Genomic DNA, 25,623 nt, shown 5'->3' on the forward strand with positions numbered 1-25,623 from the left:
GACGAGGTGCCTTATGGGGAAACAAAAGATTCAAAAGGTGTATCCTTTGACACCGATGCAGGAGGGGATGCTGTATCATGCCATGCTTGATCCGGAGTCTTCCTCTTACTTCACACAGCTTGAGCTGATCATAGACGGCGATTTTGATTTGCCGGTTTTCGAAAAGAGCGTCAATCAGCTTGTTCGTACTTACGATATCCTCAGAACGGTTTTTGTCCATCAGCAATTGCAAAAACCGCGCCAGGTCGTCCTGGCTGAGCGCCAGGCAAAGGTTGAATTTGAGGATATCGCCGATCAGGATCAAAAACGGCAAATGACGCGCATCACACAATATAAAAAAGAAGTGCAGACAGCGGGATTCAACCTTGCGAAAGATCTGCTGTTTAAAGTGGCGGTCTTTCGCCTCGAACAGCAAAAATACCACCTGGTCTGGAGCAACCATCATATCGTAATGGACGGCTGGAGTATGGGGATATTGATGAAACGTCTGTTTCAAAATTATGAAGCATTTCGTTCAAACCGCCCGGCTCCGATTGATCAGGGAAAGCCGTATGCGGACTATATCAAATGGCTCGGCCGCCAGGATCATGATGAAGCGGGCTCCTATTGGGAGAAACGTCTTGCCGGTTTGGAAAGCCCAAGCGTCATTCCCGGACGCAAGGAATCTTCAGCCCGCGACTCTTACCAGAACGAAGAGTTTGCTTTCGTTTGGGACAAAGAAATGGTGGATGCCATTCAAAAGGCGGCCAGCCGCTATAACGTGACGGCTCCCAATCTGTTTCAGGCGATCTGGGGAGCGGTTCTTGCCAAATATAATGCGGCAGAAGATGTGGTGTTCGGCACGGTTGTGTCCGGACGCCCAGCGGAAATCAACGGGATCGAGCACATGGCCGGGCTGTTTATCAACACGATTCCCGTTCGTTTGAAGATCGCCAAGCATCAGTCATTCGCCGAGCTTTTCAAACAGGCGCAGCAGCATGCGATTGAAGCGGAACGGTACGATTATTTGCCGCTCTATGACATCCAAAAGAAATCTGCGCTGGACGGACGGCTGATCAGCCACCTTGTCGCGTTTGAGAATTATCCGCTTGATCAAGAGCTTGAAAACGGGGCGATGACAGAACGCCTCGGCTTCTCGATCAAGGCAGCCGGAGCTTTTGAACAAACGAACTACGATGTGAATCTGATCGTTTATCCTGGGGCAGAATGGACGATCAAAGTGAAATACAACAGCGCGGTTTATGAGAAATCCTTCATTGAACAGGCGGCAGAGCATCTGACAAGACTTGCCCGCGCCGCGGTTTTCAGCCCCGAAACAGAGGTTGGCCGAGCCGAGCTTTTATCAGAACGGGAGCAAAAAGCGCTGCTGGCTATCAATCACACTGCCGCTGACTATCCACGGGAGAAGACGATCCCGGAGCTTTTTGAAGAACAAGCGGAGCTCGCGCCGGAAAAGACGGCCATTGTCGCCGGCGACAGCAGCCTCACCTACCGAAAACTGAACGAAAGAGCGAACCAGCTGGCAAGAAGATTGAAAGCAAAAGGGCTGAAGCGCGGCGATGCAGTGGCGATTATGATGGAGCGCTCGCTTGAGGCGGCAGTCGGCATGCTCGCGGTTCTGAAAGCAGGCGGCGTCTACGTGCCTGTTGATCCTGCCTATCCTGAAGAACGAGTTCGTTTTCTGCTTGAAGACAGCGGAGCGCGAATCGTCATCATCAAAGAGAACCCGGCAATTTCGTTGGCAGGCTATGAAGCGCTCACCGTGGATGGAGAGGGCGTTGAAAAAGAAGATGCCGTCAATCTTGACCATATCACAAAGCCTGCTGATCTCGCTTATTACATCTACACCTCCGGTTCAACGGGCAAGCCGAAAGGCGTCATGGTGGAGCACCGCAATATTGTCCGGCTTGTCAAAAACGCCGGTTATATTCCGCTCCATGCGGACGTGAGGATGGCGCAGACGGGGGCGGTCAGCTTTGATGCCAGCACATTTGAAGTATTTGGCGCGCTGCTAAACGGGGGAACCCTTTATCCGGTTCCGAAAGAAACGCTTCTTGATGCAAGGCGTTTCCGGGTGTTTTTGCAGGAAAACCGAATCACGACGATGTGGCTGACATCACCGCTATTCAATCAGCTGGCCCGGCAGGATGACGCAATGTTTCAAAACGTAAGCGATCTGATTATTGGCGGGGATGCGCTTGTTCCGTCCGTTGTCAACAAGGTCAGGCGCGCATGCCCCGGACTCTCGCTTTGGAACGGATACGGTCCGACAGAAAACACGACATTTTCAACCTGCTTCTTCATCGATCAAGAATATGAGCGCACCATTCCGATTGGGAAGCCGATCGGAAATTCGACGGCGTATATTCTTGATGAACAAAACCGGCTTCAGCCGGTCGGGGTGCCGGGGGAGCTTTGTGTCGGCGGAGACGGAGTGGCACGGGGCTATTTGAACGAGCCTGAACTGACCGATGAAAAATTCGTCGGCGATCCGTTTGCTAAAGGGAAACGGATGTACCGCACGGGCGATTTGGCCAGGTGGCTTCCTGATGGAAATATCGAATTTCTCGGCCGGATGGATCATCAGGTCAAGGTCCGCGGCTTCCGGATTGAATTGGGAGAGATTGAAGCGAGCATAGCCCGGCTTGACGGAATTTTAGAAGCGGCTGTTGTCGTCAAAGAAAACCGTGCGGGAGAAAACGACATTTGCGCTTACTATACCGGGAGCCGGACGGGCTCAACGTCCGAACTTCGGACCGAGCTTTCTCAATCGCTTCCGGAATACATGATGCCGTCACATTTCGTCAAGCTTGAGAACATGCCGCTGACGGCCAACGGAAAGGTTGACAAACCCAAGCTTCCGGCTCCGGCAGCAGAGGAAACAAATTCCGAATACAAAGCACCGGAAAGCGAAACAGAGCAAACTCTGGCGGACATTTGGGAAGAACTTCTCGGCATCCAGCATCCGGGAATCGACGACAACTTCTTTTCCTGTGGCGGCCATTCGCTGAAAGCGATGATGCTGACCGCCAAAATACAAGAACGGCTGCAAAAAGATGTTCCGATTAAGGTATTGTTTGAAAAACCGACGATCAGAGGGTTGGCCGAATTTTTGGAAGGAGAATCGAAGGAAGAAGCGCCGCCGATTGAACCGGCAGCTTCGAAGCCTTATTACCCCGTGTCATCTGCGCAAAGGCGCATGTACATTGTCAATCAGCTTGAAGAAGCAAGCACGAGCTACAATGTATCTGCTGTTCTGCTCTTGGAAGGGGACTTGGATAAGGATCGCCTTGAATCGGCGTTTCAAGCATTGATCGACCGCCATGAAACACTTCGGACATCGTTTGAATTAATCGATGGAGAAATCGTTCAGCGCATTCACCAACACTCGCCGTTTAGGCTGGCGGTTTCTCAAGCCGAAGAAGCGGAAGCCGAAACAAAAATCAGCACGTTCATCAGACCGTTTCAATTGGATCAGGCGCCGCTTGTGCGGGCTGAACTCGTTCGTTTGGAAGAGCGGCGACACCTGCTTCTGATCGATATGCACCATATTATTACAGATGGAAGCTCAACAGGCATATTCATCCGCGATCTTGCGCGGATCTACCAAGGCGGGGAAGCCCCTGCTCCTAAACTGCATTATAAAGATTTTGCCGTCTGGCAAAACGACCAAAAGCGGCAGGGACAATTGAAAGAGGAGGAGCAATACTGGCTTGATGTTTTCAAAGGTGAACTGCCTGTGCTTGATCTGCCGTACGACTTCCCTCGTCCTGCGAAACGGAGCTTTCAAGGCGAGCGGATTGTGTTTGGGATTGATCAAGAGCTCACAAAAGAGATTCAGAAGCTGCTCTCTGAAGCCGACACAACGCTTTACATGTTCCTGCTGGCCGCATTCAACATTCTCATTTCGAAGTATGCATCACAGGATGATGTGATCGTCGGATCGCCTGTGGCCGGAAGAACCCATCCTGATTTGCATGATATCCCGGGGATGTTTGTCAACACGCTGGCCATCCGCAATCGTCCGGAAGGGCAAAAAACATTCAAGCAGTTTTTGCAGGAAGTAAAGGAAACAAGTCTTCAAGCATTTTCCAGACAAAGCTATCCGCTTGAAGAGCTGATTGAAAAATTACCGTTAGCCAGAGACACAAGCCGGAACCCTTTGTTCAGCGTCTTTTTCAACATGCAGAATATGGACGTTCCAACTCTGGCATTAGGGGATTTGCAGATTTCATCCTATGCTGTCCGGCACAGAACGGCGAAGTTCGATCTGTCCCTTGAGGCGGTTGAACATGGCGGGGAAATCGGTTTGAGCTTTGACTATGCCGTCTCATTATTTAAAGAAGAGACGATCAGGCGCTGGAGCGGACATTTGCTGAATGTGATCAAAACGATCTGCGCGAATCCGGAGATCAGGCTCCAAGAGATCGAGCTCCTTTCAGCGAAAGAGCGGGAGACGCTGCTGGATGAAGCGAAAGGCGGAGAGGCAGTGGATGTAAAGAGGCGGCCGTTCTATGAACTGTTTGCAGAACGGGCGGCGAAAACGCCTGATTTGACGGCGGTCGTCTGCGGGGATACAAAGCTCACATACCGCAGACTTGATGAGAAAGCAAATCAGGTGGCGAATGTGCTGCGGGAAAAAGGAGTCGGAAAAGAAGATATCGTCGGGATCATGATGGATCGTTCCACAGATGTCATCGTCTCCATTCTCGGCGTCATGAAAGCCGGAGGCGCGTATTTGCCGATTGATCCGGAAATGCCGGTGTCAAGGGTCTGTTACATGCTTGAAGATAGCGGAGCCCGCTGGCTTATAACTGAGCCTGCCTATCAAACCGCTCTTTCAGGCCAATATAAAGGGATGTTCATAGATATTGCCAAGGACACGCTGGGGGCAAGCGCCGCATGTCCTCATGTCATCAATGACGGAACAAGTCTCGCGTATATCATCTACACATCCGGGACGACGGGCAATCCAAAAGGTGTTCAGCTCGAACATCGCAGTCTTGTCAATTATGTTTCTTGGTTCAGCAGTGAGGCCGGCCTTTCAGAATCGGATAAAACGATGCTCCTGTCTTCCTATGCGTTCGATCTCGGCTACACGAGCCTTTTCCCGATTCTTCTTGCCGGAGGGGAGCTTCATCTCGTACCGAAGGAAACCTATACGGAACCGGAGCGGTTAAGCCGCTATATTGGCAAACAAGGGATTACATATATCAAGCTGACGCCGTCCTTGTTCCATACGGTCGTTCAGCCGCAAAGCTTTGCTTCGGCAAAGGGGCTTCAGTCGCTCAGACTGATTGTGCTTGGGGGAGAAAAAATCAATCCGGCCGATGTGGAACGGTTCCATTCCCGTTATCCAAAGGCACGGTTCATCAACCATTACGGTCCGACGGAAACGACGATCGGGACGATTGCAAAAGTGATCGAGCAGGACAGAATCGCCGAATTTGCCAAACGTCCAACGATCGGACGGCCGATTCCGGGCGCAGGCGCTTTGGTGCTTGATGATTCACATCATCTTGTTCCTCCCGGCGCGGCAGGCGAATTATATATCACCGGAAAAGGGCTGGCGCGAGGATATGTGAACAAACATGAGCTGACAGCTGAACGGTTTATCGAAAATCCTTATGCTCCGGGCACGTTCATGTATCAGACGGGAGATCTCGTCCGCCGGCACCCGGATGGGGAGCTTGAATTTGTCGGACGAACGGATGATCAAGTGAAAATCCGCGGATACAGGATTGAACTGAAGGAGATCGAAGACGCTCTAAAAGACCAGGAAGCTATAGAAAGAGCGGTCGTTCTCGCGATTACATCCGATTCCGGAATGGAGGAGCTGTGCGCCTATATTCAATCGGAACGACAGCCGGCATCTGCTGAGCTGAGGCAGCGGCTTTCCGAACGCCTGCCTTCGTATATGGTGCCGTCATCCTTCATCAGTGTTGATGAGATCCCGCTTACGGCAAACGGAAAAATCGACCGCAGCGCACTGCCCAAGCCTCAAACGCTAAACGAACGCAGCGGTTCTTACTTGCCGCCGTCAACAGAGCTAGAGAAAGAGCTGACCCTCATTTGGGAAGATGTTCTCGGCACCCGGCCGATCGGAATCGAAGACCACTTCTTCGATCTTGGCGGTCATTCGTTGAAAGGAATGATGCTGACAGCCGACATTCACTCGAAACTGGGGAAAAAAGTGCCGTTAAAAGCGCTCTTTGAGTGCCCGACAATCAGCCGGCTCGCACGCTATATCGAGTCAGATGAAGAGCGATCTTGGCAAAACGGCATCCGGCCTGCCGAAAAACGCGGCTGGTATCCTGTTTCTTCCGCTCAAAAACGGATGTACGTCCTCCATCATCTTGAAAAGGACGGAACCGGATATAATATGCCGTCTGTTTTCACGGTAGAAGGGCCTCTTGATGTCGAGCGCCTCAGACGGGCATTTGCTGCATTGGTGAAGCGCCATGAACCGCTGCGCACATCATTTGCGGAAATCGGCGGCCATCCGGTGCAAAAAGTGCACGAACATGCGGACATCGATGTCAAAGTGACGCCAATTCAAGAGGAGGATGCGGAAAAAGAAATCAGCCGCTTTATCAGACCGTTTGATTTAAACAGCGCCCCGCTCATCCGGGCGGAGCTGCTCACCATCAGTGAGAAGCGGCATCTGCTTTTGATCGACACCCATCATATTATTGCCGACGGTGTGTCAAGAAGCCTTTTTGTGAAAGAAATCGCACAGCTTTACAGAGGGGAATCTCTTCCTGAACGTGAGCTGCATTACAAAGATTATGCGGTCTGGCAGCATGAACCGGATCAGCAGGAGAGCATTCAGGAGCAGGGAGCTTTCTGGCTGAATCAGTTTAAGGAAGCCGTGCCGGAACTCAGCCTTCCGCTCGACTACCCGCGCTCTCCGCTGCAAAGCTTTGCCGGAGACCAGATTCGCTTTCAAACATCGAAAGACACAGCGCTTAACATCAGAAGATTGATAACAGATTCGAAAACGACGCTGAATACCGTGATGCTGGCCGTCTTTAACATTTTCTTAAGCCGTCTCTCAGGGCAAAAGGATATTGTCATCGGATCGGCGACAGCCGGCAGAACAAACGCCGATTTGAAAGACATGCCGGGCATGTTCGTCAACTCATTGGCGCTGAAAAACCATGTGCCGTTTGCCGCAACATTCAGCGAATTTTTAGAAGCCGTCAAAAATAACAGCATCGCTGCCCTTGATCATCAGGACTACCCGTTTGAAGAGCTGATCGCTAAGCTTGATTTGCCGCGCGATATGAGCCGGAATCCGCTTTTCAATGTCATGCTGACAGTAGAAGACCCTGATAAGGAAACACTTGATTTAGATGGTTTAACAATCAAGCCGTATGACATTTCGCATGCCGCCGCCAAATTTGACCTGACATTGGGCGCTTTTGCGAAAGAGGATGGACTCAGTCTGCAATTCGAGTATGCGACAGACTTGTTTAAGAAAGAAACGATCAAGGGCTGGAGCGGATATTTGCTCTATCTTCTCGAAACAGTTGCGGCCAATCCGCATGTCCGTCTGTCGGATTTATCGCTCATAGATGAAACAGAACAACGGAAAATCGTCGAAGAATGGAATGCGACTGCACTTGAAGCGCCGACAGACAAAACGATCAATGAACTGTTTGAAGCCCAAGTCCGCCGCACTCCTGACCGCGGGGCTGTCGTGTACAACGGCCGCAAGTGGACGTACAGGGAGCTTAACGCCCGCGCGAATCGCCTCGCCCGCCTGCTGATGGAAAAAGGGGCGCAGCCGGAACAACGGATCGGCATCATGGTCAAGCCTTCGTTGGAGATGGCGGCCGGTGTGCTGGCGATTTTAAAAGCGGGTGCGGCTTACGTGCCGATTGATGCTGACTATCCGGTGCAGCGGATCGGATATGTGCTGCAAGACTGCGGTGCTGAGCTGCTTCTCACGCAAACCGATGTAACTGTACCTGAAGAGTTCAACGGGGAAGTGCTCCTTCTCGATACGATGATGAGCGAAGAGGTCGTAAAAGAAGATGAGATGAACCCGCAATCCGCTGTCAAGCCTGACAATCTCGCATACTTGATCTATACATCAGGCACGACCGGACAGCCGAAGGGCGTCATGGTCGAACATCACTCACTTGTGAATCTGTGCTATTGGCATAACGACGCCTTCAAAGTCACAGAAGAGGACAAAAGCGCAAAATACGCCGGCTTCGGTTTTGACGCATCGGTCTGGGAGATGTTCCCGTATTGGCTTGCCGGAAGTGAGCTTCATATCATCGATGAAGCGATCCGGATGGACATCGTCCGGCTGAATCAATATTTTGAAGAACACGGCATCACGATCACGTTCCTGCCGACACAGCTGTGCGAACAGTTCATGGAGCTGGACAACCGGTCGCTGCGCGTGCTTCTGACAGGCGGAGACAAGCTGAAACAGATCGAAAAACGCTCCTACACGCTCGTCAACAACTACGGGCCGACGGAAAACACGGTTGTCGCGACGAGCGGGCCGATCGACCCTGATGAAGGGATGCTTTCAATCGGAAAGCCGATCGCCAACACACGGGCTTATGTGCTTGGAGAAAACAACGAAGTCCAGCCTGTCGGTGTCGCCGGTGAGCTGTGTGTCGCCGGCCGCGGGCTTGCGCGCGGCTATCTCAACAAGCCGGAGGAAACGGCGCAGCGCTTCACGGAAGATCCGTTCGTACCGGGCGAGCGCATGTACCGGACGGGTGATCTGGTCAAGTGGCTTTCCGACGGGCGGCTTGAATATATCGGCCGGATCGATCAGCAGGTGAAAATCCGCGGCTTCCGGATCGAGCTTTCGGAAATCGAAGTCCAGCTCGCACGCTTCCCGGAAGTCCGGGAAGCGGTTGTCCAAGACATCGAAGACGCCTACGGAAACAAAGCGCTGTGCGGCTATGTCGTTGCGGACGAACAGCTTGATACAGAAAGCCTCGCCCGTAAGCTGGCACAGACGCTTCCGGACTACATGGTACCGGCGTATTGGATGCAGCTTGATGAACTTCCGGTGACAGCGAACGGAAAAGTCGACCGAAGGGCGCTGCCTCAGCCTGACGTCGAAGCGCAGACAGCCGACTACAAAGCACCAAGGACGGAGACAGAGCAGCTGCTTGCCGACATTTGGCAGGAGGTTCTCGGGATTGAGCGAATCGGGCTCACCGACAATTTCTTCACGCTCGGCGGAGATTCGATCAAAGGCATTCAAATGGCGAGCCGGCTTCAGCAGTACGGCTGGAAACTTGAAATGAAGGATTTGTTTCAGCACCCGACGATCGGCGAGATCAGTTCGTATATCGAATGGACGGACGGCAAACCGATCGACCAGGGACCTGTTGAAGGAGAAGCCGCATTGACGCCGATTCAGCGCTGGTTCTTTGAACGTGAATTCACAAACGAGCACCACTGGAACCAGTCGGTCATGCTTCACGCCCCGGCAGGTTTTGATCCTGAGTTCGTCGAGCAGACACTGGAGAAACTGACTGAGCATCACGATGCACTGCGCATGGTGTACAAAAAGGAAAACGGCCGCATCAGCCAACATAACCGCGGACCCGGTGAGCACGGATTTGCCTTTAGAGTGGTTGATCTCCGGTATGTCACTGATAGTGCAGCGGAAATCGCCGCTCAAGCGAAGCGGCTGCAGGCAAGCCTTCATATTGAAACAGGGCCGCTCGTAAAGGCCGAACAGTATCAGACTGCAGAAGGCGACCATTTGCTGATTGTCATTCATCATTTAGTCGTGGACGGTGTATCATGGAGAATCCTGCTGGAAGACTTTGCATCTGGCTACCTGCAGGCCGCTCAGCGGCAGGACATTGTCTTCCCTGACAAAACAAATTCGTTCAAAGACTGGGCTGAAGAGCTTGAGGCCTATGCGCAATCCGAACGCTTCCGTAACACAGCCGACTATTGGCGCAGTCTTGAAGAAGAACGAATTCCGGCATTGCCGAAGGACCATACAGCCGCTGAAAGGAAAGTGAAAGACTCAGCCGCTGTAATGTTCGAATTAACTGAAGCGGAAACACGTTTGCTTTTGACGAAAGTCCATGAGCCGTATGGTACGGATATCAATGACATTCTGCTTTCCGCTCTAAAGCTGACGATCATGGAATGGACGAACGATTCAAAAGTGTGTATCAACATGGAAGGGCACGGCAGGGAAGACATCATCCCGGGCATGAACATCTCAAGAACGGTGGGCTGGTTCACCGCGCAATATCCAGTCGTTTTAAAAGGGGCTGAAGACGGCGGCTTGCCTGAGATGATCAAAAGCGTAAAAGAACAATTACGCCAGATTCCGGATAAGGGAATCGGATATGGCATCCTTCGCTATTTAACGGATGGCGCCGATTTTTCACTCAAACCGGAGATCAGTTTTAACTATTTAGGCCAGATCGACAATGAAGTACAGACCGAATTCTTCGGACCGTCCTCTTATGATATGGGGAATCAAGTTTCAGAGGAATCAGAAGCGCTCTATGCTTTGAGCTTCAGCGGCATCATCAAAGGTGAAAAGCTCATCATGTCCTGCTCCTTTTCTACAAAGGAATTTGACAGGCAAACTGTTCAGGAGATCATGGACCGCTTCAAACATCATCTGCAGCAATTGATCGATCATTGTACGGCCAAAGAAGGGCGCGAATTCACGCCGAGCGACTTTACCGCCGGAGACCTTGAAATGGAAGAAATGGGCGATCTATTTGACGTCCTTGAAGAAAATCTGAACTAAACAACAGGGAACACCCGCTTCACAATAAGCGGGTGTATCCATGAAAGGGGGAACGATCATGAGCCAGTTCAAAAAAGAGCATGTACAGGACATTTATTACTTATCGCCGATGCAGGAAGGGATGCTGTTTCACACGCTGCTTCACCCTGGACAAGGTTTCTACATTGAACAGATCAGCATGCAGGTGAAGGGGTCCTTCGAAAAAGAGATTCTAGAAAAAAGCATGAATGTGATCATTGATAGATATGATATTTTCCGGTCCGTATTTGTACATGAAAAAATGAAAAGACCGGTTCAGGTCGTCTTAAAACAAAGAACCTTTGCAGTGCAAGAAATCGATTTAAGCGGGCTTTCTGAAAAAGAACAGAACGAAAAAATCGAAGAATATAAACAAAAAGACAAAGAAAAAGGCTTTCAACTCGCAAAAGACATTCCGATGAGAACCGCCATTTTCAAAAAAGGAACGGATCATTACGAATGGGTTTGGAGCTACCATCATATTTTGCTGGACGGCTGGTGCTTCGGCGTTGTGGTTCAGGAGCTTTTCAAAGTGTACAATGCGCTCCGCGACAACAAGCCTTACAGTCTGCCCCCAGTCAAACCGTACAAAGAATATATCAAATGGCTTGAACAGCAGGATAAGCAAACATCGCTGGCCTATTGGCAAACCTATTTAGACGGTTTTGAAGGACAGACAACCTTCAGAGAACAGCGGAATAAAACAGAACAACCCGTCAGTCAGCCCGAAGAGCTGCTGTTTACTCTGCCAAAGGAGGACACGGAAGCGTTCACACGGCTTGCAAAGGCTCACAACACGACATTGAGCACAGCTCTTCAGGCGGTATGGTCCGTGCTTTTGAGCCGTTATCAGCGATCGCGCGACCTGATCTTCGGTACAGTGGTATCGGGACGCCCCGCGGAAATCAATGGTGTGGAGCACATGGTCGGCCTCTTTATCAATGTCGTGCCGAAACGGGTGACATTCGACGGGCAGACGACTTTTACGGAGCTGATCACCGATTTGCAGAAGCAGTCGCTCGAATCTGAGCCTCATCAATATGTGCCGCTCTATGACATCCAAAGCCATATCGGGGCGCCGGATTTAATCGACCACATCATCGTGTTTGAAAACTATCCGCTCCAAGAAGCCAACAAACAGCAGGAAGAAAAAAATCTCGGCTTTACAATGGGCGATGTCAGCGTTTTTGAAAAATCAAATTACGATCTGAATCTCCTTGCATCTCCAGGCGAGGAAATGCTGCTGAAGCTGGCTTACAACCGAAACGTCTATGACTCTGCATTCGCCGTCCGTCTCAAAGAACAGCTGCTAACCGCAATCCGGGAGATCGTCAGCAATCCGCATCAGCCGCTGGATGATATCGATGTGGTGCCGGAAGAGGAAAAAACGCGTCTGCTGTCTGAGTTGAATCCTCCAGCGGACGAAGAAAAAGCCAGACTGACACTGCCGCAATGGTTTGAACATTATGCGGAAGCCATCCCTGAACAACCTGCCGTTTCGGCAGCCGGACGAACGCTTACATATGCCGAACTGAACGAACAGGCGAACAGACTCGCCCGTCTGCTCCGCAAGAAGAACATCAGCAGGGACAAAGCCGTCGCCCTCTTTTTCCGGCGTTCACCGGAAATGGTCATCGCGATACTTGCGGTGTTAAAAGCGGGAGGTGCCTATTTGCCGATCGATCCGGAGTATCCGAGAGAGCGCATTCAATACATGCTTGAAGACAGCGGAGCGGTATGCCTGCTCACTCAGGAAGAGCTTCAGGATCAAGCGGCACAGCTTTCCTTCAAAGGAGAAACGATTGCCATCGACGGTCCGGCCGCATCCGCAGAAAGCGGAGACAACCTTGAATTGGACGGGCGGCCGGAGACATTAGCTTATATCATGTACACATCGGGAACCACGGGCAAACCGAAAGGAAATTTGACGACGCACGCCAATATCGCTCGGGTCGTCAAAGAGACGAATTATATAGACATCACACAGCACGACACAGTGCTGTCTCTGTCAAACTATGCATTTGACGGTTTTACATTTGATCTGTACGGCGCACTGCTCAACGGAGGAAAATTGGTGATTGCTGATCAAAAGACCATTCTTCATATCAACAAGCTGTCGGAAACGATTCAAAACGAAAACATCACGGTTATGTTTGCGACGACGGCGCTGTTCAACCTGCTTGTCGATGAGGGAACGGATTGGATGAAAGGCCTTCGCAAAGTGCTGTTTGGAGGCGAGCGTTCATCTGTCAGACATGTGAAAAAAGCGCTTGCCGCGATGGGGCCGGATCGGATCATTCATGTATACGGCCCCACGGAAACGACCGTATTTGCGACATTTTATCCGGTCAACAGTGTGCCTGATACCGCCGTTTCCATCCCGATCGGCAAACCGTTGAACGAAACAGGGGCATACATTCTGACGGAAAACGGCCGGCTGCAGCCGCTGGGAGCGGTCGGGGAGCTGTGCATCAGCGGCGCCGGTGTATCGCGGGGCTACTTAAACAGGGCAGATCTGACGGCGGCAAAATTTGTTCCGCATCCGTTTCAGAGCGGTGACATCATGTACCGGACGGGCGACCTTGCCCGCTGGCTGCCGGATGGCAACATCGATTTCATCGGGCGGGTGGATGATCAGGTGAAAATCCGCGGACATCGGATCGAGCTCGGCGAAATTGAAGAACAGCTTCTCCGCTTACAAAGCGTAAAAGAAGCCGTTGTTCTCACAAGACGAAGTGAGAGCGGGGATGCGGTCCTTGCCGCGTATGTCGTTCCAACCCCTGAAGAAGATGTGTCAGAAGAGGCGCTTCGCCGCGGACTGGCCCGCCAGCTTCCGGCGTATATGGTGCCAGCGGGATTTGTCATCCTTGAAGAGCTTCCGCTGACGGCAAACGGCAAAGTCGATCGTCGGTATCTGCCGGAAGCGACGGCACCTACCGAAAAAGCTGATGAACGAGAGCCGCGCAATGAGACGGAGAAAAAGCTTGCGGCCATTTGGTCGGACGTATTGGGGAGGCCGAAGATCGGCATTGATGAGAACTTTTTTGAAATCGGCGGTCATTCATTGAAAGCAATGGCTGTCACTTCCCGTATTTTAAAGGAGCTTGCCATCGACGTTCCGGTGCATGTCATGTTTGACAAGCCGACCATTGCGCATCTCGCGGCTTATATCGAAAACGGAGGGGAGTCGGGCGAAGCGGGGAAAACCGTCTTCAATCCGGAAAGCAGCCGGCAGGTGTTTGCATTCCCGCCTGTCCTCGGGTATGGCGTGATGTACGGCAAACTTGCCGAACAATTGCCCGAATACAAGCTTTGCGCCTTTGATTTTATTGAAAGCGATGATCGGATCGAGCGCTTCGCTGAAGCCATCATCAATCTTCAGCCTGAGGGTCCATTGACATTGATGGGATATTCGGCCGGATGCGCCCTCGCGTTTGAAGTGGCGCAAGAGCTTGAAAAAAACGGACGGCAGGTTGAAAAACTGCTGATGATTGATTCCTATATGAAAAACGATGTCAGCGATTTAAAAGGACGTACGATTGAAGATGACGTGGCTCGACTGATGGAAGCCAACCAAGATAATGAATATCTGCAAATCAAGGCGGTTCAGCAAGGCATTTTCAAAAAGATGAGCGCGTATTATTCATACTTTGTGAACGTGATCCACCGGGGAAAAGTCGGCGCTGATATTCACCTGATCAAATCGGAAGAGACGAGTCCGCTTCCGGCATGGCTTTCCGCTTGGGAAGAAGGCACGAGCGCTTCCTGCCGCAGCTATCAAGGATGCGGGAAACATGATGAAATGCTTGCGGCAGAATTTGCCGAACGAAACGCAGAGCTCATCAAGCCGATTTTGGAAGGCCGTCCTGCAAGAGCAGGAGGTGTACGATAGGTGAATGATTTATTCAAACAGTTCGGATCGGCTCCGGGCGGCATTCAATTGATCTGCTTCCCATTTGCCGGGGGCTATTCGGCATCATTCCGGCCGCTTTACGAACATTTGCAAACCGATTGCGAGGTGTTGGCGGCAGAACCGCCAGGGCACGGGACGAATCGCATGGAGCCTGTCGATGATTTGGAAAAGCTCGTCGACATGTATTTTACGGCGCTCAAGCCGAAGCTGCTCCAGCCATTTGTGCTGTTTGGCCACAGCATGGGAGGAATGGTCGTATACAGACTGACGCAAAAGCTTGAAAAAGAGGGGATCCATCCGCAAGCTGTCGTCATTTCAGCGATCCAGCCGCCTCATATCAAACGGAAAAAGGTTTCCGACTATGATGATGACGCCTTTCTCGATCACCTCATCCAGCTGGGCGGAATACCTGAAGAACTGGTGAAGAACAGGGAGATGATCAACTTCTTCCTGCCTTCATTCAGAGCCGACTACAGAGCGCTCGAGACGTTCAGCCATAGTGACCATACAGTGGTTAGCTCGCCTGTCCATATGCTGAACGGGGAAAAGGATGACAAATGTGTAAAAGATGCATTTGGCTGGAGGCAATGGGTGAAGAACATTGATTTTCATTATTTTGCAGGCGGCCATATGTTTCTTCTCTCAGAAACAGAGCAGGTCGCCGCGCGCATCAGGTCGATCATTGCGTCGACCGGCAAAACCCCTGTATAAACCATGTAGAAAAAGCGGAAAATCGGTGGATACATGGCCGATTTTCCGCTTTTTTCATGTGTTGGCATATTTCTTTTTAGATTGAATGACAGTGGCGCCGACGATCCCGGTGATGATCATCACGCTTCCAAGCAAATGAAACCATTCCAGACTCTCTCCAAGCCATAGTATCCCCGCTAAAATCGTTACCAATGTAGCCAAATGATTAAACATGCTGATTTTCGCGGCTTCGATTTTGGACAGTGCGTAATTTGACAAAAACGATGTCGCAAACGATGATAATATGCCTAAATACAGAATGGACAGCAAAAATACCGGATTTGTGTAGGGGGCAAAGAAGCCGGAAATCGTGCCTGATGACAAATGTGTGACACCGGCCATGCCATTGAAAAAAAGAAAGCCCGCCCCGGTTGTTACATATGTTAATTCAAGAGAGCTGAAGGAGCGGGTCATCTTTCTCGCAAGCACGCTGTAAGCCGCCGAGGAAAGAGCCGAAAGCAAAATAAGCGCGGTTCCCCTTACGTCAGCGCCCCCGGCGCCAGCGCTTTTCATGAAAAAAATGGCGGCCACCCCCGCCGCTGACAGGACGGTGAAAAAAAACTGGCGTTTCGTGAACCGTTCCTTTAACACATAAGAAGCCAATATCATCGTGATAATCGGAATCGCCGCTTGAATGATGCCCGCTTCAGATGAAGACGTGTAGACGAGTCCAAACACTTGAAAGGCAAAAAACATGACGGGATAAAACAGCGCCAGCGGCAAGATCACCAGCATGTCTTTCAAGCTGAGCCTGATCTTGACCCAGCCGCAGATCACGGGAAAAAGCGCGGCCAAAAAGGCTGCGGTAAAACGGTGAGCGAGGATGTCCACCGGTTCTGCCGCCGTGAGCGCCAATTTAATAAAGAAAAAAGAAAATCCGATGATAAAAGCGTATAATAAAGCTGCAAGATAAGCAGATTTGTTCATGGTTTTCAACTCCGTGTGTATGCATGCAATACTGTAATTTAACCGGCTCTGTCATCTTATACGGAAGCGAACACCGGCACAATACAAAAAATACTGATCTGTACCGGTACAAATTTCAGACAAAGGGAGAAAAACATGCAAAAATACGTCGAGCTGATGAATGAACTGGAGGCTCTCATCGAAGGAAGATCGTATCAGGAAGGGGACAGGCTGCCGTCGATCCGGACGCTTGCCGCACAGTTTGGTGTGAGCAAAAGCACGGCGATTCGGGCGCTTGGGGAACTGGAGAAGCGGCATCTTATCTTTTCTGTGCCGAAAAGCGGCTATTACGTCGTCAAAAAAACGAAACAGCAGCTGGATAGAGGAGGGGACGTGATAGACTTCGCCGCGTCGGCTCCTGATCCGGATGTGTTTCCATACATTGATTTTCAGCATTGCATCAATCAGGCGATTGATACATACAAAAACGATTTGTTCATCTATGGAACGCCAAAAGGGCTTCCGTCATTAATAAAAGTCATCCGAAAAGAGCTGACAAACACTCAAGTGTTTACAAACGAGGACAATATTTTCATTACATCGGGCGTTCAGCAGGCGTTGGCATTGCTCGCCTCGATGCCGTTTCCGAACGGGAAGCGGAACATCCTCATTGAACAGCCGAGCTATCATTTATTGATCAAATACATTGAAGTCCACGGCCTCCCAGCAATCGGCATCGAACGGACGGCGCAAGGGATCGATATCGGACAATTGGAACGCCTCTTTCAAACGGAGGACATCAAATTCTTTTACACGATGCCGCGATTTCACAATCCGCTCGGAACCTCCTATACGGAACAGGAGAAAAAGAGCATCGTCAGACTTGCGGAAAAGTATGACGTATTTATCGTCGAGGATGATTTTCTCGGCGATCTGGAAGGGAATAAAAAGGCGGACCCGCTGTTTGCTTATGACGTCTCTTCACACGTCATCTATTTAAAAAGCTTTTCCAAAGTGATGTTTCCGGGTCTGCGCGTCGGGGTGGCCGTTCTGCCTGATTCGCTGACAGCGGTCTTCAATCAGTATAAACAGCTGCTTGACATCGACAGTTCGATGCTGTCCCAGGCCGCTCTGGAAATCTATTTGAAAAGCGGGATGTTTGAAAAGCATAAGCAAAAAATCCGTTCTTCGTACGAAAAAAGATCACGCCTGCTGCATGCCCGATTACAAGACCATTTCGCGTCGGCAGGGACTGGGGTTGATTTTCAACCCGCTCTCCAGCCCTGCATTCACACACACCTTGCATTAGACCGAAATCTTTCGGCTTCCCGCCTGATCAAAAGCATGAAAAAGCGCAATGTCCTGCTGGAGCCGATTACGCCTCATTATTTATCATCCTTCGAAAAACGGAATCTATTAAAAATCAATACATCCAATGTCAAGGAAGCAGACATTCGGCGCGGGATCGAACAATTGAAGCAGGCGGTCGACACGGCCCGCTATTAAACGGAAGCGGGCCCGGTATCATCCGTTTAACAGATCTTCATATGTTAACAAGACAACATCTTTGGGAAAGTCTTGTGACTCAGAGCAAACCGCCATTTTATAACCGGGATCAATCTCATACACTTGAAGATGGCAGGGAGGGTAATCAGGCGGCGTTTCAATTGAGGCGCGCCCTCCTTCTCCAAGTTTGACGGAAAAAGAATCGAGCGGCAGTGACAGACCTTTTCCCGCCAGCTTAATAAAGCTTTCCTTCATTGTCCAAAGATGATAAAAATAAGATAGGCGTTCGGACTCACGTTTCTCCAGCAGATCGCGATGTTCAGCGGGGGAGAAAAACCGCTGTGCAATATCGAAATTGATCGGTTTGATTTTCTCGACATCCACCCCGATCGGTCTCCTTCCGACCCCGCATATGATCCATTTTCCCGAGTGGGAGGTATTAAAATGAAAGTCAGGCAGGTCTTCGGCTGACGGTTTTCCGTAACGTCCCTCGGTGAATGTGATCTGCTCATTCGGCAAATCGAATGTTTTTTTGATGATATGCCTGATCACGACTTCTCCGATCAGCGTCCGATTTGCATCCTCAGGAAATCTGTATCTGTTGACTTTTTTTCTTTTATCGTCAGACACCATAGCCATCATCCGTTCAAATTGGTCGGGCCCGGGCAGCTGATCGATATAAACAGCGTAAATCTTCATCAAATTGAACCTCTTCACGTGATTTTTTCTTATCTTTGATTTTAGCAAACAGGCGGCTGGAAAGACAGAAAAGAATGGAGCGAAATACATATGATCAACGGAACTTTAATAAAAGATACCTTTTCCGGCAGGGATCTTTTCATCTATCTGCCTCCTTCATACCGAAATGGAACCAAACGGTATCCCGCCCTATATGTGCAGGACCGGGGAGATGTTTTCGATCCGGTATACACGAGCAGCCTATCAGCCATCGAAAAGCTGTTTTCAAATCGCGACATTCCGGAATTGCTGCTGATCGGTGTTGCTTCAGAAGACAGAGAAAGCGAATACACGCCGTTTTCCGCACCGCATTTGATCAAGCCTGACCACATGTACGGCGGACAGGGCGCTTTGTATGCCGATTTTTTGGCAAATGAGTTAAAGCCGTATATCGATCGGCACTATCAGACAGACCCAAGCCGTGAAAGCACGGGGATCATCGGAAAGTCATTCGGCGGACTGATCTCGATCTACACCGGATACCGCGCATCGGAAACCTTCGGGAAGATCGGTTCTTTGTCAGGTTCCTTCTGGTTTCCGGGAATGATCGAATGGATGAGGAGTCAACACTTCAAAAATGCGAATCTGCGCATCTATATGGATGTCGGGAGCACGGAAGGGACAGACCGCAGCAATCTCCAGAAAGAAATGATACCGAGAACTAAGGAGGCTTACCGCATTTTGCAAGAAAGCGCGGCTTTTCGGAAAGACCTTACATTTGTTCTCGATGAAGGCGGGGCTCACCGGCTTGAAAGGTTTGCTGATCGGTTCCCGGAAGCGGTCAAATGGCTGTTTGGCTCCTGTCAGAACAACGCACAGAATGACAGGAGCCTCTCAAACAGGGCTGTTATGATGAAAAAACGGAAGGAGAAAAACAATGGAAATCCTGAATCGTTTGGCTGAAAGCATTGACTATATTGAGGAGCACCTCGATCAAGAGCTGCGGCATGAGGATATCGCCAAGATCGCCTACTGCTCAAAATTTCATTTTCAACGCATGTTTTACATGCTGACAGGCGTCACCCTTGCCGAATACATTCGCAACCGCAGACTGACGGTCGCCGCCCAGGAACTGGCCGCCTCAGATGTAAAAGTCATTGATGCGGCCCTCAAGTATGGCTACAATACACCGGAATCATTTTCAAAAGCATTCAGCAGGCTGCACGGAATGAGCCCGTCCCAGGCGCGTGAAGAAGGCCGGACGCTTCGGGCGTTTCCCCGTCTTTCCTTTCAAATCCAAATCAAAGGAGCAGAGGACATGAATTACAAAATTGTTGATAAAGAATCGTTTCAAGTGATCGGCAAAGTGTTGGAAGTCACGGTGAAGGATGGTCAAAACCAAACGCTGATTCCGGCTTTTTGGGATGAATTAAATCAAAACGGGTTCACCGATTCTTTACAGCCATACGCCGGACCACTCGGCTTTCTCGGCGTCTGCATGGATTTCAACGACCAAGCTGAAACGTTCAACTATGTTATAGGGGTCGAAAAAACAACCGATGACCTTCCCAAAGGCTGTATCGTCAAAGACATTCCCGCCGCGACCTGGGCTGTGTTTGAGGCCGCAGGCCCCGTCGATGAAGCCGTAAACCAAACGTGGGAGCGGATTTTCTCGGAATGGTTCCCGGCGACAGGCTATGAGCTGGCCCATGCTCCGCAGTTTGAATCATATCCTGAAGACGGCGATGTCACATCGGCTGATCATGTGACTGAGATTTGGATACCGGTTGTGAAAAAAGCGTAATCGAGTGAAACGCCTGAGCATTCACCAGCCATGCTAGGGACAAGATAGGAGCGGTTTCCATAGATATTAGGCAAACTTAAGAGGACTTGAGGCATGACGATTCATCTATTGATATTGACCTTTACCATTTAAAAAAGGATGAAAAGTCTGGAAGAATGCGAGATCGAAAGACAACTCTAAAATTGTAATGAAAATAAGAAAAGCAGGACGCGCGGGCCTGCTTTTCTCATCCGTTTTTCTTCAATGACACATGTACAGGCCGGGCTGTTTTCGGCCGCCGTCCAGCCATTGTAAAGGAAAGCAGCTGTTTGGACTGCGGCAGGGAAAAGCGCAAAATCAAGCCTGTCATGATGGCGGTCAGGACGGTTCCGATTCCGATCGGTCCGCCGAGCAGCCAGCCGATGAACAAAATCGTCAGTTCCATTCCGTTGCGGACCCATTGAACATTCCAGCCCGTTTTCTCCGAGATCAAAAGCATCAGGGAGTCGCGGGGGCCGGCCCCGAGATCTGCCGATACATAAATGCCGACCCCGTACCCGATAAAAATGACGCCCAGAAAGAATACGACAGTGGCAGACAAGAGCGTCTCCGGATCGGGCAGAATATAATTAAAAAAATCTATAAAAATACCGATTAACAACATGTTTAACACGGCGCCGATTTTCGGCCATGCCTTCGTAAACAATGATGTTAAGCCTACGATGACGGCTCCGACAATGATCGCCCACTGGCCGACAGAAAGCCCGAGCAGCATGAACAGGCCGTAATGGAATGCATCCCACGGACCGATGCCGAGCACCTTTCCTTCAATCGTAAGAGAAACCCCAAAAGACAAAACAAGCAATCCGACAAAATAAAAAAGCCAGCGCAGAACAAGTTCTCGCTTCAATGGATTCCCCTCTTTCCAAAAAAACAATCGAATGTCATTGTAACACAAACCGCTCGTCAGCAGAATAGGAATTATGCCCTCGCTGCCGGCAGGCAAGCATTCTTAGATGCTTGAACACATTGATGAGAGCGGATTTGGGATGGATCCAATCATTTCCTTTCAGAAGGGGAGGAACAGCCCTGCGGTCTGTCCCTAATGGTGGAGTATCACCTTTTTGCCCGTCTCGGCCGACTTGCGTACTGCATCCAACAGCTCATGCAGCTTCACAGCATCGTGAAAGCCGGGAATGTCCCATGTATTGGCCAAAATATCTTTTGCCAAAACATGATACGCTCTGTCGACATAACCTGCGGGATTCATGTCTTTGTCCGATGAGCGGCTGATTTCTTTCCAATGGATATCCTCAGCACCGCCGATGTGCTCCGCTTTTTCAAGTTTGAGACGGCCGAACTGGACGTGTCCTAAGGAACGCTCCTGTGTCAGGCGAAAAGCGCCTTTTTCCCCTTGGATTTCTAAACGAAATGCCGGTAAAACCCCGCCTTCAATATGAATGGAAGATGATGCGCCGTTTGTGAGTGTCCCGTTTATCACGATTTGGTCAGCGGTGTTTTTTCGGGTTTTTTCACCGGTTTCCTGGAGAACGGCTTCTGCATAATTCATATTCATGATGGATGACAGTTCCTTAAAGTCACCCAGGATGTAGCAAAGCGCATCAAGTGAATGTCCGCCGTTGATCGCTAAAAGGTCAGCGCCATTTTTTTTTTCTAGAAGGTAGCTGTTTTTCAGGTCGGCTGTTCCGCCTTTTCCTTGTGTGGCGACACGCATTGTGCTGGAGAGCACCCTGCCGATTTCGCCCTTTTTGATCGCCTGCTTCATGTACTTGATTTCCGGAGATTGTCTCGCCTGCAATCCGACGGCATGATGGATGTTTGCTTGTTCAGCCGAATCCGCCAATTCTTTGGCTTGTTGGGTGCTGACACCGAGCGGCCATTCGCAGTAGATGTGTTTATGCGCCGCGATGGCTGCGATTGCAGCTTCATAATGAAAAGGAACCTTGACACTGACGACGACTAGATCGACCTCTTTTGCAGCCGCCAATGCCCGGTGAACTGTAAAGGCAAGTGGTGCGTTGATGGCGGCCGCGCTCTTGTTTGCGGTGTCGATGTTGGACGTTCCGATTGCGGTGATGCGAAAATGCGGGCTGTCCTTTAGAACCGGAATGTGGGTGCGGCTGGCCCATTGGTTATTCATCGAGCCTCCGATGATGCCCGTGTTGATTGTGCGATGTTTCATGAATGATCCCTCCTACGCCGATATGTGGCAAGTTTTGAGCTAATTCAAGTATAATGAGGGATGGTCATCGTGAAAAATGTTAATAAATGATGCTGCTATCATTTTTTCTGATAAGGAGGCGTAAACCGCTGGACATTGAAAATATGAAGGCATTCTTGTCGGCCGCTGAGCTGCAAAGCATTTCGGCCGCCGCCGCAAAGCTGAATCATCTCCAATCAAATATGACGGCAAAAATTAAAAAAATAGAAGCCCATTACCAGCAGGAATTGTTTATCAGAAGCTCAAAAGGGGTTCAGCTGACAAAAGAGGGAAAAGTGCTCTACGATCAGTTTAAAAAAATGCTCCTCCTGTGGGAAGAAACCGAAAGCAAGATGAAAACGCAGGAACAAAAACTCCGAATCGGCACGATGATGTCTGTCGGCGGAACGCGGCTGGCAAGCTCTTTAAGCCGTCTTTATCACATGTATCCGAACTTATCGGTGACATTAAAAACGGGCAATACAGAATATATTGAGGAGCAGCTTCTGCTTGGACATATTGATGTGGCTTACACCATCGGATCGATGGAAAACAAGAATATCCACTATCAAAAATCCGGTGTTGAAGAAATGATCGTGATCGGAGGAGGCATCGATGACAGCACATGCTTGGAAGACTATTTAGAGGGGAAAAACCTGCTTGTGCTTTCAGATAAGTGTCTATATCTCTCCATCCTGGAAAGCCTTTTTGCAGAAAGAAATATCAGGCATGGAGAATTGATCGAGCTCGGCGATATGCAGACGCTTGTACAGCTTGCCTCTATCGGCATGGGGATTTCCCTCGTCTCCAAACGAGTCGCCAAACGCTTCAAGATCACACGGTTTTTAGAGGTGCCCCCGATGCACCGGTATATCGATATGTATATGATCACCCGATTAAATCATAAGCTGACACCGATAGAAAAACAGTTCACAGAGCTGAGTCATACCCTTGCAGAGGAATGAGAACACCATAAATGTAAAATGTTGTGATATAATGAGTAAAAAAAGGATGATTCAGTTGCTGATCATATTAAGGTTCATCAGTCTGTTTTTATTAGCCGCCATCCTGTTGATGGCTGTGTCAGCATATGCGCCTTTTCTGCTTGTCCCTCTTTGGATCGCTTTCATCATCGCTCTTGTTGTTTGTCTGTATCTTGTCCTGAAAATTGAAATAAAAGCCTTAAAAAAGGGAACGAAAAAGAATTGAATTTAATGATGGATCAATGGTCCTGTATCTCGTTGTAAACTTCTTAACAAAATGATGTTAAGAAGTTTTTTTATTGAAAAGAAAAGTAAAAGATAAAACAATTTCATGAACATTGGCGTAAATTTCTAAAGAATTGGGATATATTGACCGATATCGCGTGTGTGATGTTTTTTTGAAATATAAAAAGACAAGGCAGGAGAGAGAGAAACATGCAGCAACCGAGTACAGCGGATATACAGAAATGGTTTCCGAGCGAAGACGGAAATGAAGCGAAAAGACATGAATTCCTCAATTTGATCGAACAGCTCATTCATGGGGTGGACAAGCTGAAAAACCCCGAACAAGTCAACCTTAAAGGTGAAAAGAACCGCGATGGCCTGTTTTATGAAACACTTGTTTCTGAAAGTCGGATTCCGGATTCGGGCATGCCGATGAAAGAAGTCAACGAAGACCTGTTAAAGCTTTTGCATGGACATCCTTACCACTCAAAATACTTTTTTACAAACATTTTGCCGATGGCGAGCATTCCGGGGATTTTAGGCATGCTTGCGGCCTTTATGGTCAACGGCAACAATCTGTGGGATGTGTACGGCCCTGCCGGAGCCGAGGCGGAAGTGAAGGTCACCGCGATGATGTCAAAGCTTGCCGGTTATGATGCCGAAAAAAGCGGGGGCTACACAACCTGGGGAGGACAGGGGGCTGTCTACAGCGGCCTGCGGATCGCGATTGCCAAAATGACACCTTCTTCCCTTAAAGAGGGCGTGCCCGCAAACTTCTATGCTTTCTGTTCTGAAGCGGCCCATTACAGCTTGTACAAATCAATGGAAGCAGCCGGGCTTGGCAGCGATCATCTCATCAAAGTCAAAACCCATCCCGATCATTCGATGGATACGGAAGATTTGCGGCAAAAACTGAGGCAGGTTTATGAAAACGGAGGTGTTCCTGTTTATATCGTGGCCACAACGGGGACGACGGATGCGATCGGGATTGATGATGTCAGCGCGGTCCGGCTTGCCGCTGAGGAAACGGCCGGGGAATTCGGAATGCAGGTTCCCCATATTCACGCAGATTCAGCTTTGGGCGGATTTTTTGCGTTTTTTAACGAGTACGATCTTGGTGAGAACGCTTTATCTTTCAGCCCCGGCGTCATCAGGATGATCAAAGCGATTCAAAGGAAAATGCGGCATTTGCATGCAGCCGACTCACTGTGCTTTGACTTTCAGAAGCTCGGACAGACACCTTATGTGACCAGTCTGTTTCTCGTGAAGGACGCCGCTGATTTGAAGCGGGTCGATCTTGACCCGGATGAGACGCCGTATGTCGGCCACCGCGGCTACGGTGACTATCATACGGGATATACGCTGGAATGTTCGCGGATGGCGAGCTCGATCAGCATGTACAGCGCGCTGATGGCGTTTGGAATTGAAGGCTATCAAAAACTGATCGGCCAGTTTCTTGAGGTCAACCTCCATTTTCGCGAACAGCTCGCACGCCGCATTCCGGAGGCGGAGATCATGAATCCGGACAACTGCGGCATGTCGACACTGTTCCGGATTTATCCGGAAGGCGCCCCGAGACGTGCCGAAGAGATTGCTGGAGAGTGCACCGTAGAAGAGCTGAAAAGAAACAATGCACTGAATGAAAAACTATTTGAAAAGCTCGGAGCAAAGCGGGAGAAAATGTTTTTTGGCGACACGAAAAAACATTTGCTGGTGGGAACCCGGGAAGGGCTTGAGGTTCCCCTTTCAGTCAGCAAGTTTTTCGTCATTTCTCCTTATACAAAACTTGAGCATGTTCCGGAAATTATTGATTACTTAAAAGAAAATGTTGCGGAAGTCTGCCGGGAGTATGGCTCCCTCGCGGCGTATTAACAA

Annotated in this window: 13 protein-coding genes; 9 read left to right on the top strand and 4 right to left on the bottom strand. The window is 49.9% G+C overall.

The window, feature by feature from the left end; genetic code table 11:
- Nucleotides 1-13: 13 nt before the first annotated feature.
- From ACINLD_RS13595 to ACINLD_RS13605, 3 genes are read left to right on the top strand one after another with little or no spacing between them, the layout of a single operon-like run.
- Nucleotides 14-10,765, top strand: coding sequence for an amino acid adenylation domain-containing protein (locus tag ACINLD_RS13595; RefSeq protein ID WP_410207035.1), 10,752 nt, complete (start codon nucleotides 14-16; stop codon nucleotides 10,763-10,765).
- A gap of 58 nt (nucleotides 10,766-10,823) precedes the next feature.
- Entirely contained in the window at nucleotides 10,824-14,675 is a 3,852-nt protein-coding gene (locus tag ACINLD_RS13600) for a non-ribosomal peptide synthetase (protein ID WP_409444837.1), read from the top strand.
- A complete protein-coding gene (locus ACINLD_RS13605; RefSeq protein WP_409444838.1) occupies nucleotides 14,676-15,407 on the top strand; it encodes a thioesterase II family protein in 732 nt (243 codons plus the stop codon).
- Between the two features lie 54 nt (nucleotides 15,408-15,461).
- Here ACINLD_RS13605 and ACINLD_RS13610 read toward each other — a convergent pair whose 3' ends face one another.
- Nucleotides 15,462-16,373, bottom strand: a complete 912-nt coding sequence (locus ACINLD_RS13610) for a DMT family transporter (RefSeq protein WP_409444839.1) — start codon at nucleotides 16,371-16,373, stop codon at nucleotides 15,462-15,464.
- A 135-nt stretch (nucleotides 16,374-16,508) separates the two neighbouring features.
- Here ACINLD_RS13610 and ACINLD_RS13615 point away from each other — a divergent pair, with 135 nt between their 5' ends.
- Nucleotides 16,509-17,858, top strand: a complete 1,350-nt coding sequence (locus ACINLD_RS13615) for a PLP-dependent aminotransferase family protein (protein WP_026585853.1) — start codon at nucleotides 16,509-16,511, stop codon at nucleotides 17,856-17,858.
- An 18-nt stretch (nucleotides 17,859-17,876) separates the two neighbouring features.
- Here the strand turns inward: ACINLD_RS13615 and ACINLD_RS13620 are convergent, their stop codons facing one another.
- Nucleotides 17,877-18,557 (bottom strand): 4'-phosphopantetheinyl transferase family protein, encoded by a 681-nt coding sequence (locus ACINLD_RS13620; protein ID WP_026585854.1) that lies wholly within the window; start codon nucleotides 18,555-18,557, stop codon nucleotides 17,877-17,879.
- Between the two features lie 90 nt (nucleotides 18,558-18,647).
- Between ACINLD_RS13620 and ACINLD_RS13625 the strand changes: the two genes are divergently transcribed.
- Both ACINLD_RS13625 and ACINLD_RS13630 read left to right on the top strand, forming a co-directional pair.
- Nucleotides 18,648-19,499 (top strand): alpha/beta hydrolase, encoded by an 852-nt coding sequence (locus ACINLD_RS13625; RefSeq protein WP_409444840.1) that lies wholly within the window; start codon nucleotides 18,648-18,650, stop codon nucleotides 19,497-19,499.
- Nucleotides 19,474-20,340: an AraC family transcriptional regulator gene (locus ACINLD_RS13630; RefSeq protein ID WP_026585855.1), complete on the top strand. Its 867-nt coding sequence runs from the start codon at nucleotides 19,474-19,476 to the stop codon at nucleotides 20,338-20,340. The genes ACINLD_RS13625 and ACINLD_RS13630 overlap by 26 nt, the downstream gene beginning before the upstream one ends.
- A 226-nt stretch (nucleotides 20,341-20,566) precedes the next feature.
- Here ACINLD_RS13630 and ACINLD_RS13635 read toward each other — a convergent pair whose 3' ends face one another.
- Together ACINLD_RS13635 and ACINLD_RS13640 are read right to left on the bottom strand one after the other, a co-directional pair.
- The gene (locus tag ACINLD_RS13635) at nucleotides 20,567-21,229 is read right to left on the bottom strand and encodes a YczE/YyaS/YitT family protein (protein ID WP_026585856.1); all 663 of its coding nucleotides are present in this window, start codon (nucleotides 21,227-21,229) and stop codon (nucleotides 20,567-20,569) included.
- A gap of 192 nt (nucleotides 21,230-21,421) precedes the next feature.
- A complete protein-coding gene (locus tag ACINLD_RS13640) occupies nucleotides 21,422-22,522 on the bottom strand; it encodes a Gfo/Idh/MocA family protein (protein WP_409444841.1) in 1,101 nt (366 codons plus the stop codon).
- A gap of 143 nt (nucleotides 22,523-22,665) precedes the next feature.
- Between ACINLD_RS13640 and ACINLD_RS13645 the strand changes: the two genes are divergently transcribed.
- The 3 genes from ACINLD_RS13645 to ACINLD_RS13655 all read left to right on the top strand — a co-directional run bounded on the left by ACINLD_RS13645 (nucleotide 22,666) and on the right by ACINLD_RS13655 (nucleotide 25,620).
- Complete coding sequence (locus ACINLD_RS13645) at nucleotides 22,666-23,505, top strand: LysR family transcriptional regulator (RefSeq protein WP_328700225.1); 840 nt, start codon at nucleotides 22,666-22,668, stop codon at nucleotides 23,503-23,505.
- A gap of 55 nt (nucleotides 23,506-23,560) precedes the next feature.
- Nucleotides 23,561-23,749 carry a hypothetical protein gene (locus ACINLD_RS13650; RefSeq protein WP_409444842.1) on the top strand — a complete coding sequence of 63 codons (189 nt, stop codon included), beginning with the start codon at nucleotides 23,561-23,563 and terminating at the stop codon, nucleotides 23,747-23,749.
- Nucleotides 23,750-23,958: 209 nt separating this feature from the next.
- On the top strand, nucleotides 23,959-25,620 hold the full coding sequence (locus ACINLD_RS13655) for a pyridoxal phosphate-dependent decarboxylase family protein (protein ID WP_077735732.1): 1,662 nt from the start codon (nucleotides 23,959-23,961) through the stop codon (nucleotides 25,618-25,620).
- Nucleotides 25,621-25,623: the final 3 nt, after the last annotated feature.

Origin of the sequence: Bacillus sp. z60-11, from assembly GCF_046464135.1 — a bacterium.
GTDB lineage: Bacteria > Bacillota > Bacilli > Bacillales > Bacillaceae > Bacillus > Bacillus sonorensis_A.

What these genes read in the sequence shown, in the direction of transcription:
- ACINLD_RS13595 (WP_410207035.1), top strand. Translation starts at nt 14, where the DNA reads ATGGGGAAACAAAAGATTCAAAAGGTGTATCCTTTGACACCGATGCAG.
- ACINLD_RS13620 (WP_026585854.1), bottom strand. Translation starts at nt 18,557, where the DNA reads ATGAAGATTTACGCTGTTTATATCGATCAGCTGCCCGGGCCCGACCAA.
- ACINLD_RS13625 (WP_409444840.1), top strand. Translation starts at nt 18,648, where the DNA reads ATGATCAACGGAACTTTAATAAAAGATACCTTTTCCGGCAGGGATCTT.
- ACINLD_RS13630 (WP_026585855.1), top strand. Translation starts at nt 19,474, where the DNA reads ATGGAAATCCTGAATCGTTTGGCTGAAAGCATTGACTATATTGAGGAG.
- ACINLD_RS13640 (WP_409444841.1), bottom strand. Translation starts at nt 22,522, where the DNA reads ATGAAACATCGCACAATCAACACGGGCATCATCGGAGGCTCGATGAAT.
- ACINLD_RS13655 (WP_077735732.1), top strand. Translation starts at nt 23,959, where the DNA reads ATGCAGCAACCGAGTACAGCGGATATACAGAAATGGTTTCCGAGCGAA.
- ACINLD_RS13600 (WP_409444837.1), top strand. Translation starts at nt 10,824, where the DNA reads ATGAGCCAGTTCAAAAAAGAGCATGTACAGGACATTTATTACTTATCG.
- ACINLD_RS13615 (WP_026585853.1), top strand. Translation starts at nt 16,509, where the DNA reads ATGCAAAAATACGTCGAGCTGATGAATGAACTGGAGGCTCTCATCGAA.
- ACINLD_RS13610 (WP_409444839.1), bottom strand. Translation starts at nt 16,373, where the DNA reads ATGAACAAATCTGCTTATCTTGCAGCTTTATTATACGCTTTTATCATC.
- ACINLD_RS13645 (WP_328700225.1), top strand. Translation starts at nt 22,666, where the DNA reads ATGAAGGCATTCTTGTCGGCCGCTGAGCTGCAAAGCATTTCGGCCGCC.